The organism is Fluviicola chungangensis, from assembly GCF_007558725.1.
Taxonomy (GTDB): Bacteria; Bacteroidota; Bacteroidia; order Flavobacteriales_D; family Crocinitomicaceae; genus Fluviicola; species Fluviicola chungangensis.
Genome location: NZ_VLPL01000012.1, coordinates 26,244 through 41,908 on the forward strand (window position 1 = coordinate 26,244; position 15,665 = coordinate 41,908).

Here is a 15,665-nt window from a genome sequence, read left to right on the forward strand (position 1 = left end):
GCAGATTCCGCGGATTCTTTTTGACTCTTTAAAGAATTATACTTGATATAATCTGCGCCTTCAGCGAAATCTGCGGGAAACTAAAAAAGGCCATCCAACCAGTGAATGACCTTTCAATTATTTTCTTGAAAAATTTACTTTTTCTTAAACGAATTGATCGCATTGACCGTGAAATCCGAAAGAACCAATGTTCCGCTGATTCCGGCACGATCCGACAACAACTGATCCCAATCTTCCGTTCCTTTCCAGAAGATTTTTTTCAATTCTGCCATTGCTTCCGGGCTTGATTTTGCCAAAACAGTTGCCAGACGTGTAATCTCTTCGTCCATTTCATCCTCCGTGTCAAACACATCTGCATACAAACCATTTAGCATCGCCCATTCAGCGGTTCTCCATTCGGTTGCATTGATTGACAGCTGAGACATGGCTGAAAGTCCCATTTTCCGTTCTACTGCCGGACCAACCACAAACGGCCCGATCCCAACAGCCAACTCAGAAAGCTTCACTTCTGCGAAACGCGTTGCATAACAATAATCAACAGCCGAAGCAATTCCTACTCCTCCACCAACTGCTTTCCCTTGCACACGGCCGATAATTAATTTCGGACATTTTCTGCATGCATTGATTACCTGCGCGAATCCGGAAAAGAATACTTTTCCTGTTTCCAAATCCCGGATGGCGATCAACTCGTCAAAACTAGCTCCGGCACAAAATGCTTTGTCTCCGGTAGATCTGAGAACAATTACTTTTACCGCCGGATCATTTCCCGCATCGGTAATTGTTTCGGCTAGTTTTCGAAGAATTTTCCCTGGTAATGAATTACTTAATGGATGTCCGAATTCGATAGTAGCAATACCGAATTCATCTACACGTATGTCTACGTGACCTTGATTGACAGCTTCTGACATGGATTAATTTAACTAGTTATCAAATTTTCTGCGTGGACGCATGGTACGTTCACCCGAACCTGATCCCGAACTTGAACCTGAATTGGAGTCTCCTCCTTCCCTCTTGTTGAAGCTTGAGTTACGGTCGTTGGGGTTGCGGTCATTTGATCTGTAAGATCCGCCACCACCACCATGACCTCCTTGGCGTGGTCCGTTGTTGTTGAACTTCTTTTGTCCTCCGAAACCTCCCTGCTTGTTACCGAACGATGGTTTTTTAGGTTTATCCTCCGGTTTCGGACGATTTGCTTTCGGGGAAGCAATTTTTACATCCAATTTACGGCCGTTTACCTCGAAACCATTTAACGCCTGAATCGCATTAATTGCTTCTTCTGCGCTTTCCATTTCGACATAACCAAAGCCTTTGGATTGTTTTGTCTTAGCATCAAACACTACGTGTGCCAAGTGAACCGCACCAAACGCTGAAAACGTTGCTTGCAAATCCTCCGATGTAATCTCCCAGTCGAGATTTGCGATAAAAATATTTGTCATTTACCTAACTTTAAAATTGGACTTCAGTCCGACTAATTTACCTAAAACGTTTCAACGTTTATTCCTTTTTAACAGTTAGCTCCGGAACTAAAAAATAATTCCGGAGCTATCATTTCTTTATTCTATTTACTTTAAGGTAAAGCTATCGGAACCGATAACCTGACCGTCACAGTAGATTTTAACTTTGTAATTTCCTTTCACCGGCTCTTCGCCATTGAAATCATAGAAGATCGTTACATCAACCGCTTTGTTGTTATATTGAATATCTCTTTTAGCAGAATAAACAAAATTCCCGCCATCAATGCTGCTTGCCGTACCTCCTGACCGACCTTGTAATGTTTTACCATCCGGATCAATAATCTGAAGATAAACCGTACGATCACCCGCAGTTGCAATGTTATTCTCTCCAATGGTAAACGTTGATTTCGCCTGAACACAATTTCGGGCTTTTGTTGTCGGTTCGGTCGTATCATTCAATTTCATTCGCAAACCGGTCGATGAGAAACCATACGCTGCCAATTTAGAACCTTTTCGAACCTGTTCGGCGCTTTGTTCAGCCTGACCTTTATACGTGTCACGTTCTGTCTGTGTTTCCGCCAATTGCGAAGAAGTTTCATCCAATTCAGAAGTTAACTTCAGGTTCATCGTATTCAATTGGTCGATCTGTTTCACATAACTGATCATAATCTGGCGCAATGTTTCATTTTCACGCTTCAATTTGGCAATCAGTGATGCAGTTACACGTCCATTCTTTTTTGCTGTTTCCAACTCAGTCATCAATCCCTGGATCTTGTCCTTCTGAGCGTTCAAGCTATCAGATTTAGATGCATCCTTTTTCATTAATGCATCATATGTATCCATCATATTAGTGAAATCCGACATCAAGTCGTTGGTGGTTTCACTCCCTAAGAACGGAGCCATCATTTTGTTCATTTCTTCGATGTCCGCTTGCAGTTCTTCATTTTTCTTCGTTGCTTCTTTCAAAGCACCGTTTTTTGAACTCCATAAATAAGTCATCGTTCCTAATAACACGACCAACAAAACAATAATCGCTGTTAGTGCCGGTGTCATGTTTTTCTTTGAGCCTGATTCTTCTGACATAATCTAAAATTTAAATACAAATATAACAATAGAACTAATGAACGATAGGGAATTCATCAGGACAAATAAAGTGTTTTTAATTCGACTCACCAATACGTTTATTCGTATTTTCCGTTAAGAAAATGTAAAAAAGTTTCGTTTTGATTGAATTCCATCCTTTTAGCACTAAAATCTTCTGAAAAGTTTTGAAAAGCAACAGGTCGCTGGAACCGTTTGATTGCATCCCAACCTACGGAAGTAAAGTATGAATTCAGGCTGCTGGGGAAAGGTCCGCCGTGCTGTTGGGCAAAGCTGACTTCTACTCCGGTTGGTACTCCGTTCAAAATAATTCGTCCGGATTTAGCAGTTAAATATGGCAGATATCCGGTGATTTCCGATTCCTCTTCCGAATACAGGCTGGTCGTAAGCTGCCCCTGCAACAGTTCCAGACATTGTTGTATCTCTGTTTCTCCCGCACATTTAATAAGAGTGAGGTATGAACCGAAAATTTCTTCTTGTATCCGGGGGTTCGCAAGAAACTGTGCAGCGGTTACTTCTGCTAAAGTAGGCTGGATAAAGTTTCCTTCGTACTTTCCCGCATAAACAACATCTACCAACGCAGCATGCTGTTTTACCCGTTCGAAATAGCGCTTTGAAATTCCGGGATGCAGCATACATTGGAGTTCGCTCTCAGAAAAAGATCGGGCGACCTCTTGCCTGAATGCATCGAAATTCGCAGATGTTTCTACAAACACTAAACCCGGAGATGTGCAAAACTGTCCGGCATTTAATAAAACCGACGCACTGATTTGTTTCGCAATGGCCGAAGCACGCTTTTCCAAGGCACTTTTAGTCAGTACAATCGGATTGGAACTTCCCATTTCAGCATACAATGAAATCGGTTCTTCCCGTTCATTGATCAATTTCTGCAAAGCCATTCCCCCACCGATGCTCCCGGTAAATCCAACCGCTTTTACGCGCGAGTCTTGAACCAATTGCTGGCCAACCGTAAAATCTTCCGCCAACAAATGACACAGGATTCCATCCGGCATACCGTGTTCTTTTGCGACGTCTAAAATCAGTTGAGCTGAAACGGAACTGGTGTGCGGATGCATGGCATGCGCTTTTACAATAACCGAACAACCGGCTGCAAGTGCGGAAGCCACATCGCCACCCAAAGTAGAATAAGCAAAGGGAAAATTACTGGCTCCGAAAACCACCACCGGTCCAACCGGAATATTGAGCTTGGTCAATGACGGTTTGGGATTCGGTTCTCTATCGGGATCTGCCGTATCCAGTTTTATTTCCAAGGCGTATCCGGTCTCAACCGCTTTCGCATAATACTCAAACTGGAAACAGGAACGTGCAAACTCTACTTCCGCCCGGTCTTTAGGCAAACCGCTTTCTGCGCAAAACCAATGAATCAGCATTTCCTTATTCGCTTTTAATTTTTTTGGAATTGCCTGTAGGAACTGAACACGTTTTTCTATCGGAATTAAACGATATGCTTCAAATGCCCCTTGCGATTTGGTAAGTGCCTCATCTACTTCTTCGGAGGAAGCCTGGTGGAAAGGTGTTTCAAATGGCTGGTTGTTTTTGGGGTCTACACCAAAAAAAACATGGTTACCAAGCCCACTTTCCTGATAACCAATGTGATTTTTACCTAAGGAATTCATGGCTTACGCCTCCTCTACTGTATACGAGTAACTTTCCATGATTTGGTTTGAAAGTAATTTCTTACAAGCCAACTCCACTTTCTCTGTTGCTGCATCTTTGGAAGGTGCATCTACAAAAAGACGTACGTGTCTTCCAACGCGTACACCCGTAATTTCAGGCAAACCGATTGTCGGCATACTGTTAGTAACTGCTTTTCCTTGAGGGTCTAACAATGCCTCTAATGGCATCACATCGATTTCAGCTTTGAATTTCATGCGTTCGATTTTTTTCGAAGAATGTGTTGAATAAATGATAATAACAGGTACAAAAGTACAATAATTGGAATGGACCAAATCAATAAAGTTGAAATAAGTATTCCACAACTTATTAAGAACACATAGCGCGTCCCGTTCCCTTTCCATTTGAAGTGCTTGAATTTCAAGGCGAACAGGGGTAATTCAGAAACCAAGAGCACCGACATGATCACAATAACCGGGATCAAAACGATTGGTTGGATCAACCATAGAATCAGATCGTGTTCCCAGCCGGTTGTTCCGCCGTATTGAGACAACAACAAAGGAAAAGCCATAAAAAAGATCGTATTTGCCGGAGTGGGCAAACCGATGAATGATTCCGACTGACGGGTATCAATGTTGAATTTTGCCAGGCGGAAGAGTGAGAAGAATGGGATGATTAAAGCCAGGAAAGGAAGTTTATTATCCCATTGCAAATTAAACAAATCATAGAGCTCCACATTCATAGCCATATTCAACAGTGCTGTTGACTGGAACAAATCAATGCCTTTATGCTGAATCACCATTAAAGCAAACATGATAATCCCCGGTGCCAACCCAAAAGAAATCATATCCGCCAACGAATCCAATTGTTTTCCCAATTCACCTTGTTGTTTTAGGATACGCGCCAAAAAACCATCGAAAAAGTCGAGCACAGCAGCAAGAAAAATAAAATACGGCGCAATATCGATTCTTCCGGCGAATGCCAGAATGATTGCGAAGACTCCGCAAAGCATGTTGCTGGCAGTGATCAGATTCGGTATATTGAACATTTTCATGGGGTGAATGAATATTTTGTTAGTTTAAATCCTTCAAAAAGCTGTAAATTTACATTTCGATTTTATGAATAAACCATCGGGATACACAATTTTTTATAAAAGATGCAGTTAAAGCATTCGTGAGGAACTTGTATACTATGAAATTTTACCTAATTGTTTGCATTACTGCTTGCTCTTTTTTGTCATTCGGACAAGGTTCGGTTGCGCCCAAATATTCCAATGAATTCTTAGCGATCGGTATCGGGGCGGATGCTCTTGGACTTTCCAATGCGGTTGTAGCTCAAACCAGTGGTGTAAACAGCGGTTACTGGAACCCGGCAGGTTTGGTTCGAACCAATAAATGGCTGGATATCGGGTTAATGCACTCGGAATATTTTGCCGGAATTGCCAAGTACGATTATTTGGGCCTGGCACACCAGATCGATGAAAAAAGTGCGGTTGGCCTGTCTGTGATCCGTTTTGCCGTGGATGACATCCCGAATACCACACAGCTTATTGATAACGAAGGTCGCATCGATTACGACAAGATCACCACCTTTACTGCTGCAGATTATGCATTTTTATTTTCATACGCCCGCAAAACAAAGGTTCCCGGATTGTCACTAGGCGGAAACTTTAAAGTGATTTACCGTAAAGTCGGGGATTTCGCCAAATCCTGGGGATTCGGTTTGGATGCCGGAGCAACGTATGAGAAAAACGAACGCCTGAAGTTTGGAGCGGTGCTTCGCGATGTTACTTCTACCTTCAACGCTTGGATCTTTACGCTGGACGATCAAACAAAGGAAGTTTTTACCCTGACAGGAAACGAAATTCCGCGAAACGGACTGGAATTGACACTTCCGCGGTTGATCTTGGGAACGTACTACAAGCAACCGCTTGGGAAAAAAGGAATTTATGTTTCCGGGGAATTGGACCTGGATATGACAACTGACGGTAAACGAAATACCATCCTGAAAACGAACGTCGTCAGCTTTGATCCGCATATCGGTATCGCCTTTGGATTTAAAGAATTGGTTACGCTTCGCGGCGGAATTTCCAATATGCAGTATATCAAGAACTTTGACGACTCCAAGAAATTAACCATTCAACCAAACATTGGCATCGGATTACATATTAAAGCCGTATATTTAGACTATGCATTTACGGATATTGGCGATGCTTCGACTGCATTATACTCGCATGTTATTTCATTACGCCTTGCATTGAACAAACCTAAAAATGCTATGAAAACAGATGAATAAGAAGAGCCTATGAAAAAACTCTGCTTAATACTACTTACACTTTTACCTGTCATTTTTGCGTGGAGTCAACCCTATGGGAATGAATGGATCGATTATTCCCAAAAATTTTACGGTTTTAAAATCGTACAAACCGGCCTCTATAAAATTGATTACACGACATTGAGTAATAACGGGGTGCCTGTTTCAGGAATATCTCCTTCCAGTTTTCAAATTTTCGGAAAAGACAAAGAAATCCCCCTTTACATGGTCGACAATGGAGACAATTCATTTGATCCGGGAGATTATTTTTTATTCTATGCCTACAAAAATGACGGCTGGCTGGATTCCCTCATGTATCCGAACCCTTCCCAGATGGCCAATCCGGGATACAGTTTGATCAACGACACAATTACCTACTTTTTTTCCTGGAAGAATTCAGGTTCCGGATTGCGATTTGCTTTGCAGCCAGACCAAAATTACTCCAATTACACTCCAAGCAATTTCGTCCGGTCCGAATTCAGGAGTCAATACAACAATGCGTATTGTGAAGGGCTGGTTCTTGATGAAGCTTCTGGCTCTATTTATTCGCGCGGGGAAGGATACGGTTTACCTGAAATTGCGGCCCAAACGTCTAATGTTTTGTCAGATATCCCGATCCCAACTCCCAATGTTTATACGGGTCCGGGAGGAATATCCGTTAAGCTGGAATGCCGGGTCTCCTCTAATTCGGAAGGTTTAGGAAGTACGCATCCGTTTCAACATAATCATCATACCAAATTATCATTCGGAACTGCCAATTTACCGATCATTGACACCACCTACAGTTCGTATTCGCAGGTAAAAAAAGTGATGACTTTCCAGGCAGGTGATCTGACGAACGGCAATACGAATGTGCACCACGAAATTATTGCTGATTTGAATGTAACCGTTGACAGGCAAATCTTTACCTATGCGATGCTTTCTTATCCGATGCTGCCAGTTAGTAATCACCAATTATCTCAGCGGTTCTTTGTTCAGAACGGAGCCGTGAAAAGCAGGGTCGATCTGACCAGTTTTATCGGATCAGCACCTTTAGTACTTAGTTTCGGGTCTGTTCCAAGGTATGAAGTATGTACCGTAAATGCAGGAGTGGTTCAATTCATCATTCCGAACAATACCTGGAGCAATGAAACAGAAGTGTTGGTGGTCGACATAAACGGCGCACTTCCTGTCGGTCCTTTAACACCTGTAAATGGAACGGGGACTTTTACAGACTTCAGTTCTATGAATACGGATTCAGCATTGATCTTTGTTTATCATCCTTCGCTTGCGAGCAGCAAGGATTCCTATGCCGCATATCGATCTTCTATGAGCGGCGGAGGCCACAATGTCCTTTCTGCAAATATTGAAGAATTATACCTGCAATTCTCCAGCGGGATCATTAAACACCCGCTTGCCATTCGTCGATTCGTCGATTTTATCAACGACAACAGCATCCAAAAACCGGAAGGTCTTTTGTTGATCGGAAAAGGGTTAACGATCGGTGAAACGCGCTACTCTCCTGCAGCTTTTGCAAATTGTCTGATTCCTCCAATGGGATATCCGGCAAGTGATATTGCTTTAACTTCCTGCCTGATCAGCAACAATGCCTGGGAACCTCTCGTTCCTACGGGAAGACTTTCCATGACTTCCAATACAGAAGTGGGAAATTACCTTTCTAAGATTGAACAGTACGAAGACGCACAAAACAATCCGGGAATTAACTTTGCTGAAACGAAAAACTGGCAGAAACAATTGCTTCACTTTGTAGGAGGGTCCAGCGCACAGCAGCAAACTATTTTTCAAGGATACATGAACGATATGAAACATATCGTGGAGGACACCCTATTTGCGGGAAATGTGACCAATTATTTTAAAACCTCCAGCAATCCGCTCGATCCGAATGTAGTGACAACGGTCACTCAAAAAATAGAGGATGGGGTTTCCATCATGAACTTCTTTGGTCATGCCGCTGCTTCCAATAATGGGTTTGAAATCAACATTGACGAACCGAGTAACTGGAATAATTTTGGAAAATATCCGATCGTGATCGGGAACTCCTGTTATAATGGGAACATTTTCAAATCCGGGAATTCCACTTCTGAAAACTTCGTCAATATTCCGAACGAAGGGGCCATTGCATTCCTCTCAACAATTTCAGTTGGTTATGACTCACCGCTTGCCATTTATTCTACCGAATTATACCGGCAGTTTTCCTATAAGAATTATGGAAAGACCTTTGGTTCTCAAATAAAAAGTACCATCCGGCACATGTATGATCAAGCCATAACCTTGACCAGCGGAGCTTTGTTTTATGAAACAGCCTGTACGCAAATGACCCTTCATGGAGATCCGATGCTTAAAGTCAATTACAGCACAGATCCTGAAATTGATATCCGGGCTTCGGATTTGAGCCTGAGCCCGAATAACGTGAATTTATCTGTTGACAGTGTCGAGCTGACATTCACTATTCGCAACCTCGGTAAGTCGATCAAAACGCCTGTTTACGTGGAGATCCGGAGAAACTTTCCAGGCAGCCCGGTTGATTCGATGAAAGTTATTTTTCTGCCCCGCCTGAATTACGATACGATTGTCAAACGAAAATTTCCTTTGCAACCTGAATTCAGTGCAGGTGTAAACACATTTACGGTTTCAGTGGATATTCCAAACGTGTACGACGAACAATTCGAGGAAATCTCCAATAACACGGCAAGTGCCAACTTTTTCCTCAATATCGACGGAATGTTGCCGATCTGGCCATATAATTACGCTGTAATCCCTTACGATACCATTACCGTAAAAGCATCTACCATCAACCCGATAGCCGGTATGAGAACTTATCGTTTCGAACTGGATACTACAGATACGTACGATAGTCCGCAACTCAGACGTTTTTCGGTTACAGGACTTGGTGGTGTAAAAAGTGTCAGACCGGACCAATGGTTATCCGCATTCGGTTCACCTTTCCCGCTGACATGTACGGACAGTACCGTTTATTTTTGGAGAGTTGCAGTTGACAGCACCACTCCGAATTGGGCTGAATATTCCTTTCAGTATATTCCGGGAAAACGCGGCTGGGGGCAAGATCACTTTTTCCAGTTTAAGAATAATTCCTTTTCCGGTCTAATTTATGATCGCACAAATAGAAAAAGAGACTTTATCCCAAGCGAATTGCATACTGTTACAATCGATGTGTTCGATTTCCATTCTGTCTACAACGCCTGGTCTCTTGACAATGATCTAGTAGAATACGCAACATGCGGCGTTACACCATATATATATGTTGGAGTCTTGGATCCGATAATCCTAGAGCCATGGAAAACACATTGTCCGGGATGTGGTGGTGGAAATCCAGCTACCAGCAATGATGACCCCTCAATGAATTTCGGCAATCTCAATAACAATGGAGGGTGCAGACCTCGTTTTGAAAAATGGTTTATGTTCGACCAAACAGATGCTTCATCTATGGCCAATTTCCAAAACATGATCGAAAATGGGATTCCGGACAGCAACTATGTTGTTATTTACACTCCGGCACAAACATATTATAGCTCTTGGGACGTAGTTGCACCTTCTGTATATACTCTTTTTCAAAACCTTGGATTTCCACAAATTAACAATACCAACCAGGAAAAACCGTTCGCAGTCTTTTTTAAAAAAGGAACAACTTCTTTCAATCAAGTAAAAATATGGCCCCAGGATATAGTTGTGATGACCGGAACCTCTGAAGACGGTCCCAGATTACAACTTAATGCGCATGTCTATAAACCTGATTATGCGGGTGTCGAAAAAACTCCTCAAATTGGTCCTGCCCTTCAATGGGAAACACTATACTGGAGAAGGGATTCATTGGAGTCCCCATCAACAGACAGTGTTCGCATCTTTATAGAGAAATACGACGTATTGAATCAATTGGTAGGAACTCTTGACACGATGTTCACACCGATAGATTCCATCATCAACCTGAATGGACTGGTTAATGCAACAACCTATCCCAAAATCCGAATCGGGATTTACAATTCAGATAAACCGAATCTAACACCGGCACAAATTGACCGCATTCATGTGCTTTATCAACCTGTTCCAGAAGCAGCCATCGACGGATCATCCGGATACTTCGCATCTGTGGGCGGTGATACTTTATATGAGGGACAAGGTTATAGTTTTGCAGTAGATGTCGTGAACGTCAGCGAATTTGATATGGACTCTCTGTTAATTGATTACTGGCTGGAAGATCAACAGCATGTCAAACACGTGATCCCTTATCCAAGACAGGATTCTTTGCGTATTCACCAGGTGCTGAGGGATACGATCCACTTTAATTCGATCGGACAACCAGGATACAACATCCTTTGGATGGAAATCAATCCGTATGTAAACGGTTCACTGGTTCAAACCGATCAGTTGGAACAATACCATTATAATAACATCCTGCAACTTCCCATTTTTGTAGTGGAAGATAATAAGAACCCGATCCTGGATGTCACGTTTAACGGGCAGCATATTTTAAATGGTGATATCATTGATCCGACCAGTGAAATCCTGATTACCTTAAAAGATGACAATCCTTTTTTGGTGATGGACAATGTCAACGACACCACCCTTTTCGGAATTTACCTGACCGGACCTGACGGAGTTCAGAAACGCATTCCTTTTGTTGATGCCAATGGAAATACTGTCATGCAATGGTATCCTGCAAACGGGCAGAACATGAAATTCAAGATCGTTTACCCAAAGGAATTTTTACAGGACGGAATGTATCAGCTCTTCGTACAGGGAACAGACCGCTCGGGGAATATTTCAGGGGACTATGAATACAAAGTTAGCTTTGAAGTCATCCGCGAATCATCGATTACGCAAATGATGAATTACCCGAACCCATTCTCTACCAGCACCCGGTTCGTATTTACCCTAACGGGAACCGAAGTACCGGATGATATTATTATTCGCATTATGACTGTTTCAGGACGCGTAATCCGGGAAATTACGGAAGATGAACTGGGGTTGATCCGCATCGGAAGAAACATTTCGGAATATGCATGGGATGGGAAGGATGAATTCGGAGATCAGTTGGCAAACGGTGTTTACCTGTACCAGGTAATGGCAAAGATCAATGGGGAAGACATCAAACAACGCGAATCGGGTGCTGATCAATACTTCAAAAAGAACTTTGGGAAAATGTATTTGATGCGATAAAGAAAGACCGCTTCTTTCAAAGCGGTCTTTCTTTCCATGATCCTATTTTATTCAATTATTCCTCAAACTCCACTTTGAACATCATATCGCTTTTTTTCTTGATATAAAGTTCTATCGCAAATGAATTATCCGATAACGCAGTTACGCGGTTCAAAGCATACTGGTAGACTGCAATTCCATCGATTTTTCTTGAGTCGAAAAGCGGCAGGTATTTTCTTTCTCCCGTTTTATTATCCACCCTGTGCGCAGTCACATAATCACCTCTTATTTCTCTATTCACTTCTCCATCTTCCGTCATTGTTGCATTTCTCAGCGGATCACGAAAGAGAACATAGGTAAATTTCTCCGAGACAAGCAATCTGAAAGATTCCGTTACGGACCGTTTAGGAAATTTCTCCATCCATCCCAATTCCCCATCTCCATTGATCTTAACAAGGATTACATCATCGAAATGATAGGTGTATGTTGTCCGACCGGTTTTTGGATCTGTTGTACTGGTAACATAATAGATCTCACCTCCAAGGACCACTCCTCCATCTTCCAATACCTGGATGTTGCGCATTTCCAGGTTGGTCATTGCCAAGCGGCCATTCTCATCTGCTTTCTCCATCCGCCCCTTCTGCTTCTCGGAAATTCTTTTATACTTTTTGATGAAGTCGAGTGAAAACTCATAAAATCTGGGAGCTCTCAGGTTCCCTTTGCTATCAAGTATGGAAACGAACGTTCCATCCATTCCATATGATTTCGGTTTGCGATAGTAACCCGCACAAATAATGTTTCCATCCTTATTTTCTTTCATGAAAACATCGTCTATGATGTATTCACCCAAGTTAAACTCCACTTCATTTAAGCTTCCTTCGGGATTTGCAATAAGAATTGCCAGACTTTGGTTGTCTGCGGATTCTCTGTTCTTACGGGTAACTTCTTCCTTGTATTTTCTGATCAAAAAGTAACCATTCCCATTGGAATCCAAGGTGAAATCCAGGTTATCCATCAAACTCTCTGTATAAGGCATTTGATACTCATTTCCCCAAACCTTATTCATTTCAGAGTCAAAAGCATACATCCCGATAACATCATTGTTATTGGAATCATCTTTTACTTTCGGTTTCTTTCTATAGCTAACAACCATCTTTGATCTGTCGCTCGAAAAGTCAAAAGAAAAGCGGGGAAAGGTTTGCTTGCTTAGAACAATTGCACCAAAAGGAACCTGGTTTTCAGGCTCTGTCATTGTCAGCAATTCTTTTTCATCATTCTCAAACATCAAAGTTGACGTATTTATTTCTTTCGAATAAAGGGTCACTTCTTGTGTTCCGGTCAATTTAGAGAACATGAAATAAAACGAGTCTCCCATTTTAAACGTACCTTCAATAGCCGTTCCTTTTTCGATCTTTAAAAGAGATTCTCCTTTTAATGTTTCGTTCAGATTTTCTCCGCTGAATTTTTGGACGATTAATCCTCCTTTTCGATTTAACTTAATTGCAAGGACTTCCCCATTTCCCAAAGGATAATATTCCTTCAAATAGGCATCTACAACCGGGTAAGGTTCACTTCTTACAATTTTCACCTCTGACGGAACTGGTATTTCATCCTGGGCAAATAAAGAAAGGTTTCCTAAGAAAAATAGGAGTGTTAAATTGATTATTTTCATAGTTACTTTTTTGTGCAAAGGTAGTAAAGACTCAGAAAAATCTACAGGAAAATATCGCTGTATCATCAACCAGTTTCCGGTTTCCACGCCATTCGTCCAGCTTGGAAAAAACGATGTTATTCATGTCCTCCATGCTTAGACGGTAAAAATTATGATAGATCTTTATCAAACGGTCCAATTCGAAATGACAATTTTTCTCGTCTTCCAACTCCACAACTCCATCCGTGTAAAGAATGAGTGTCGTATTGGGTTTCAGCACCTCCTTCCCCACCTGGATAAAGGGCATTTCGTCAAACATTCCCAAACCTACGCATCCGATATCAAGCAATTTCTTTTCTTTACCATTGGTGATGATCGGCTGGTTATGACCGGCATTCACGTAATCCAATTCCCTTGTTTCTGCATTATAAACGGCTATGAAAAAAGTGATGAATTTCTCCCCTTTCGCACTGGTCATTACTTTCTTATTGAGCTCTTCAATGAGGAACTCTAAAGAAAACGGACGGATTTGATGAACCGTCGAGTAAAACGTTCGGATAGTTGCTTGAAAATTAGCCATTAACATGGCTGCACTGATTCCTTTTCCGCTTACATCCGCGATGCAGATCACGTATTGATTATCTCCCAAAGGGATAAAATCGTAGTAATCTCCGCCCACTTCATGTCGTGGAATATACTTTGCGGAAATATCCATTTGCTTATTCGAAGGCAAATCGGACGGAAAGAGCAGTTTTTGCATTTCAGACGCAACTTCCAATTCCTTTTTCAGGCGTTCCCGCTTCAACTCTTCCCGCGCCATGCGTTTGTTTTCGATGGCCATTACAACCATGTTCGTAAGCGTTTGCACAAAGCGCATATCTGCCAGGGTTTCCGATTTCTTTATTCCCGATCCTTCAATTCCGGCAATCAGTAAATAAGCTAACGGTTTATCCTTATGAAATACGGGAACGATAATATCAAATTCGTCGATGATGGCAGAATAACTGGACTCGATTACAGTAATTTCGCGAAAACGGTATAATTCTTTTTCTACGGAAATATCCTTGAGCTTACTTTTCAGACCAACCTTTAAAAGAGGGCTCCAGTGATTCTCTTTGTTAAACAGCAAAAAGTGATCGAATCCCAATTGCTCCCGCATGACAAATTCAAACATGCGAACGATTTGTTCAATGCTTTGATTGGTAGCGATGGCACGGGTTAATTCCAGGAGTGAATTCAACCGGAATTCCCCTAATTCAACCTGTGATTCCAAATTCGCTATGCGGGTCTCTATTTTCATTTTTTACTACTCGATTCCGAAAGGTTTTTCAGAACAATCAGTTCACGCATTTTCAGTTTGGCTTCGTCGCAGGGACTTCCAAAATATACTTTCCCTGGTTCCAGGTCCTTACCTATACCTGATTGAGCCAATACCACCACATTGTCCCCAATTGTTATTCCCGAAGCACAACCAACTTGTCCCCACAGTGTGACATTATCACCGATTATACAGCACCCCGCAATTCCTACCTGGGAGGCGAAAAGGCAATTCTTTCCAATGATTGTATCGTGACCAACCTGGACCAGGTTATCAATTTTGGTTCCTTCACCGATTCTGGTAATGGCGCTCACTCCGGCATCAATTGTCGATCCGGCTCCGATCTCTACATTTTTCTCGATGTAAACAAATCCGCAACTATGCATGCGATCATATCCACCCGGTTTCTTTTTATAGTAAAAAGCATAATGCCCAATCACCGCATTGGGACCAATAATGACATTCTCTTCGATCACAGTTCCGTCTCCGATATACGCTCCAGGATGGATCGTCACATTTTCGCCGATAATTACGTCATGACCTATAAAACAATTAGGCGAAAGATGTGCGGAGTCCGCTATCCGGCAATTTTCCCCGGTCATCGACATTTGTGGTCTATATGGAGAAAATTTTTTAGTCAGCTTATTGTAATCATCGAATGGTACAGGAGAAATAATCAACGCCTTTCCTTCCGGTATCGGGACTTCGCGATCAATCAAAATAAAGGAGGCAGCTGAATTCAGGGCTTTATCGTAATATTTGGGATGATCTACAAAAACCAAATCACCTGGTTCAACCCGATGAATTTCATTGATCCCGGTAACAATCAAGGTATCATCACCAATGACTGCTCTACCCAAAAACTGCGCAATCGCGCCCACTGTATGTATGCTTCCGATTTTCATAGACTTTCTCCATATAAAAGTAAGACCTAATGGAATCGGTTTCTCTCCGGATTCAATTACTTATAAAAGCAAAAATGTTCACAAATTATGAATACACAGACATGCACAATAACATCCGGATAAGGATCTAAGCA

11 protein-coding genes are annotated in these 15,665 nt (G+C 42.0%); 2 read left to right on the forward strand and 9 right to left on the reverse strand.

The window, feature by feature from the left end; genetic code table 11:
• Positions 1-134: 134 nt before the first annotated feature.
• The 6 genes from FO442_RS17865 to FO442_RS17890 form a co-directional block, all read right to left on the reverse strand.
• A complete protein-coding gene (locus FO442_RS17865) occupies positions 135-908 on the reverse strand; it encodes an enoyl-CoA hydratase/isomerase family protein (protein WP_144334579.1) in 774 nt (257 codons plus the stop codon).
• Positions 909-920: 12 nt separating this feature from the next.
• The gene (locus tag FO442_RS17870; RefSeq protein ID WP_144334580.1) at positions 921-1,436 is read right to left on the reverse strand and encodes an RNA recognition motif domain-containing protein; all 516 of its coding nucleotides are present in this window, start codon (positions 1,434-1,436) and stop codon (positions 921-923) included.
• Between the two features lie 126 nt (positions 1,437-1,562).
• Positions 1,563-2,537, reverse strand: a complete 975-nt coding sequence (locus FO442_RS17875; protein WP_144334581.1) for a coiled-coil domain-containing protein — start codon at positions 2,535-2,537, stop codon at positions 1,563-1,565.
• Between the two features lie 98 nt (positions 2,538-2,635).
• A complete protein-coding gene (locus FO442_RS17880) occupies positions 2,636-4,192 on the reverse strand; it encodes an aldehyde dehydrogenase (NADP(+)) (RefSeq protein WP_144334582.1) in 1,557 nt (518 codons plus the stop codon).
• A gap of 3 nt (positions 4,193-4,195) precedes the next feature.
• Positions 4,196-4,447, reverse strand: coding sequence for a phosphoribosylformylglycinamidine synthase subunit PurS (gene purS, locus FO442_RS17885; RefSeq protein ID WP_144334583.1), 252 nt, complete (start codon positions 4,445-4,447; stop codon positions 4,196-4,198).
• Positions 4,444-5,244, reverse strand: a complete 801-nt coding sequence (locus FO442_RS17890; RefSeq protein WP_144334584.1) for a CDP-alcohol phosphatidyltransferase family protein — start codon at positions 5,242-5,244, stop codon at positions 4,444-4,446. Before FO442_RS17890 ends, purS begins: the two co-directional genes overlap by 4 nt.
• Positions 5,245-5,381: 137 nt before the next feature.
• Here FO442_RS17890 and FO442_RS17895 point away from each other — a divergent pair, with 137 nt between their 5' ends.
• Together FO442_RS17895 and porU2 are read left to right on the forward strand one after the other, a co-directional pair.
• Complete coding sequence (locus FO442_RS17895; RefSeq protein ID WP_144334585.1) at positions 5,382-6,485, forward strand: putative type IX sorting system protein PorV2; 1,104 nt, start codon at positions 5,382-5,384, stop codon at positions 6,483-6,485.
• 9 nt (positions 6,486-6,494) lie between these two features.
• Positions 6,495-11,678: a putative type IX secretion system sortase PorU2 gene (porU2, locus tag FO442_RS17900; protein WP_144334586.1), complete on the forward strand. Its 5,184-nt coding sequence runs from the start codon at positions 6,495-6,497 to the stop codon at positions 11,676-11,678.
• A 55-nt stretch (positions 11,679-11,733) separates the two neighbouring features.
• Here porU2 and FO442_RS17905 read toward each other — a convergent pair whose 3' ends face one another.
• From FO442_RS17905 to FO442_RS17915, 3 genes are read right to left on the reverse strand one after another with little or no spacing between them, the layout of a single operon-like run.
• Positions 11,734-13,329, reverse strand: a complete 1,596-nt coding sequence (locus FO442_RS17905; RefSeq protein ID WP_144334587.1) for a hypothetical protein — start codon at positions 13,327-13,329, stop codon at positions 11,734-11,736.
• A 31-nt stretch (positions 13,330-13,360) separates the two neighbouring features.
• Positions 13,361-14,608: a GAF domain-containing SpoIIE family protein phosphatase gene (locus FO442_RS17910; protein ID WP_144334588.1), complete on the reverse strand. Its 1,248-nt coding sequence runs from the start codon at positions 14,606-14,608 to the stop codon at positions 13,361-13,363.
• Positions 14,605-15,531 (reverse strand): UDP-3-O-(3-hydroxymyristoyl)glucosamine N-acyltransferase, encoded by a 927-nt coding sequence (locus FO442_RS17915; protein WP_144334589.1) that lies wholly within the window; start codon positions 15,529-15,531, stop codon positions 14,605-14,607. Before FO442_RS17915 ends, FO442_RS17910 begins: the two co-directional genes overlap by 4 nt.
• Positions 15,532-15,665: the final 134 nt, after the last annotated feature.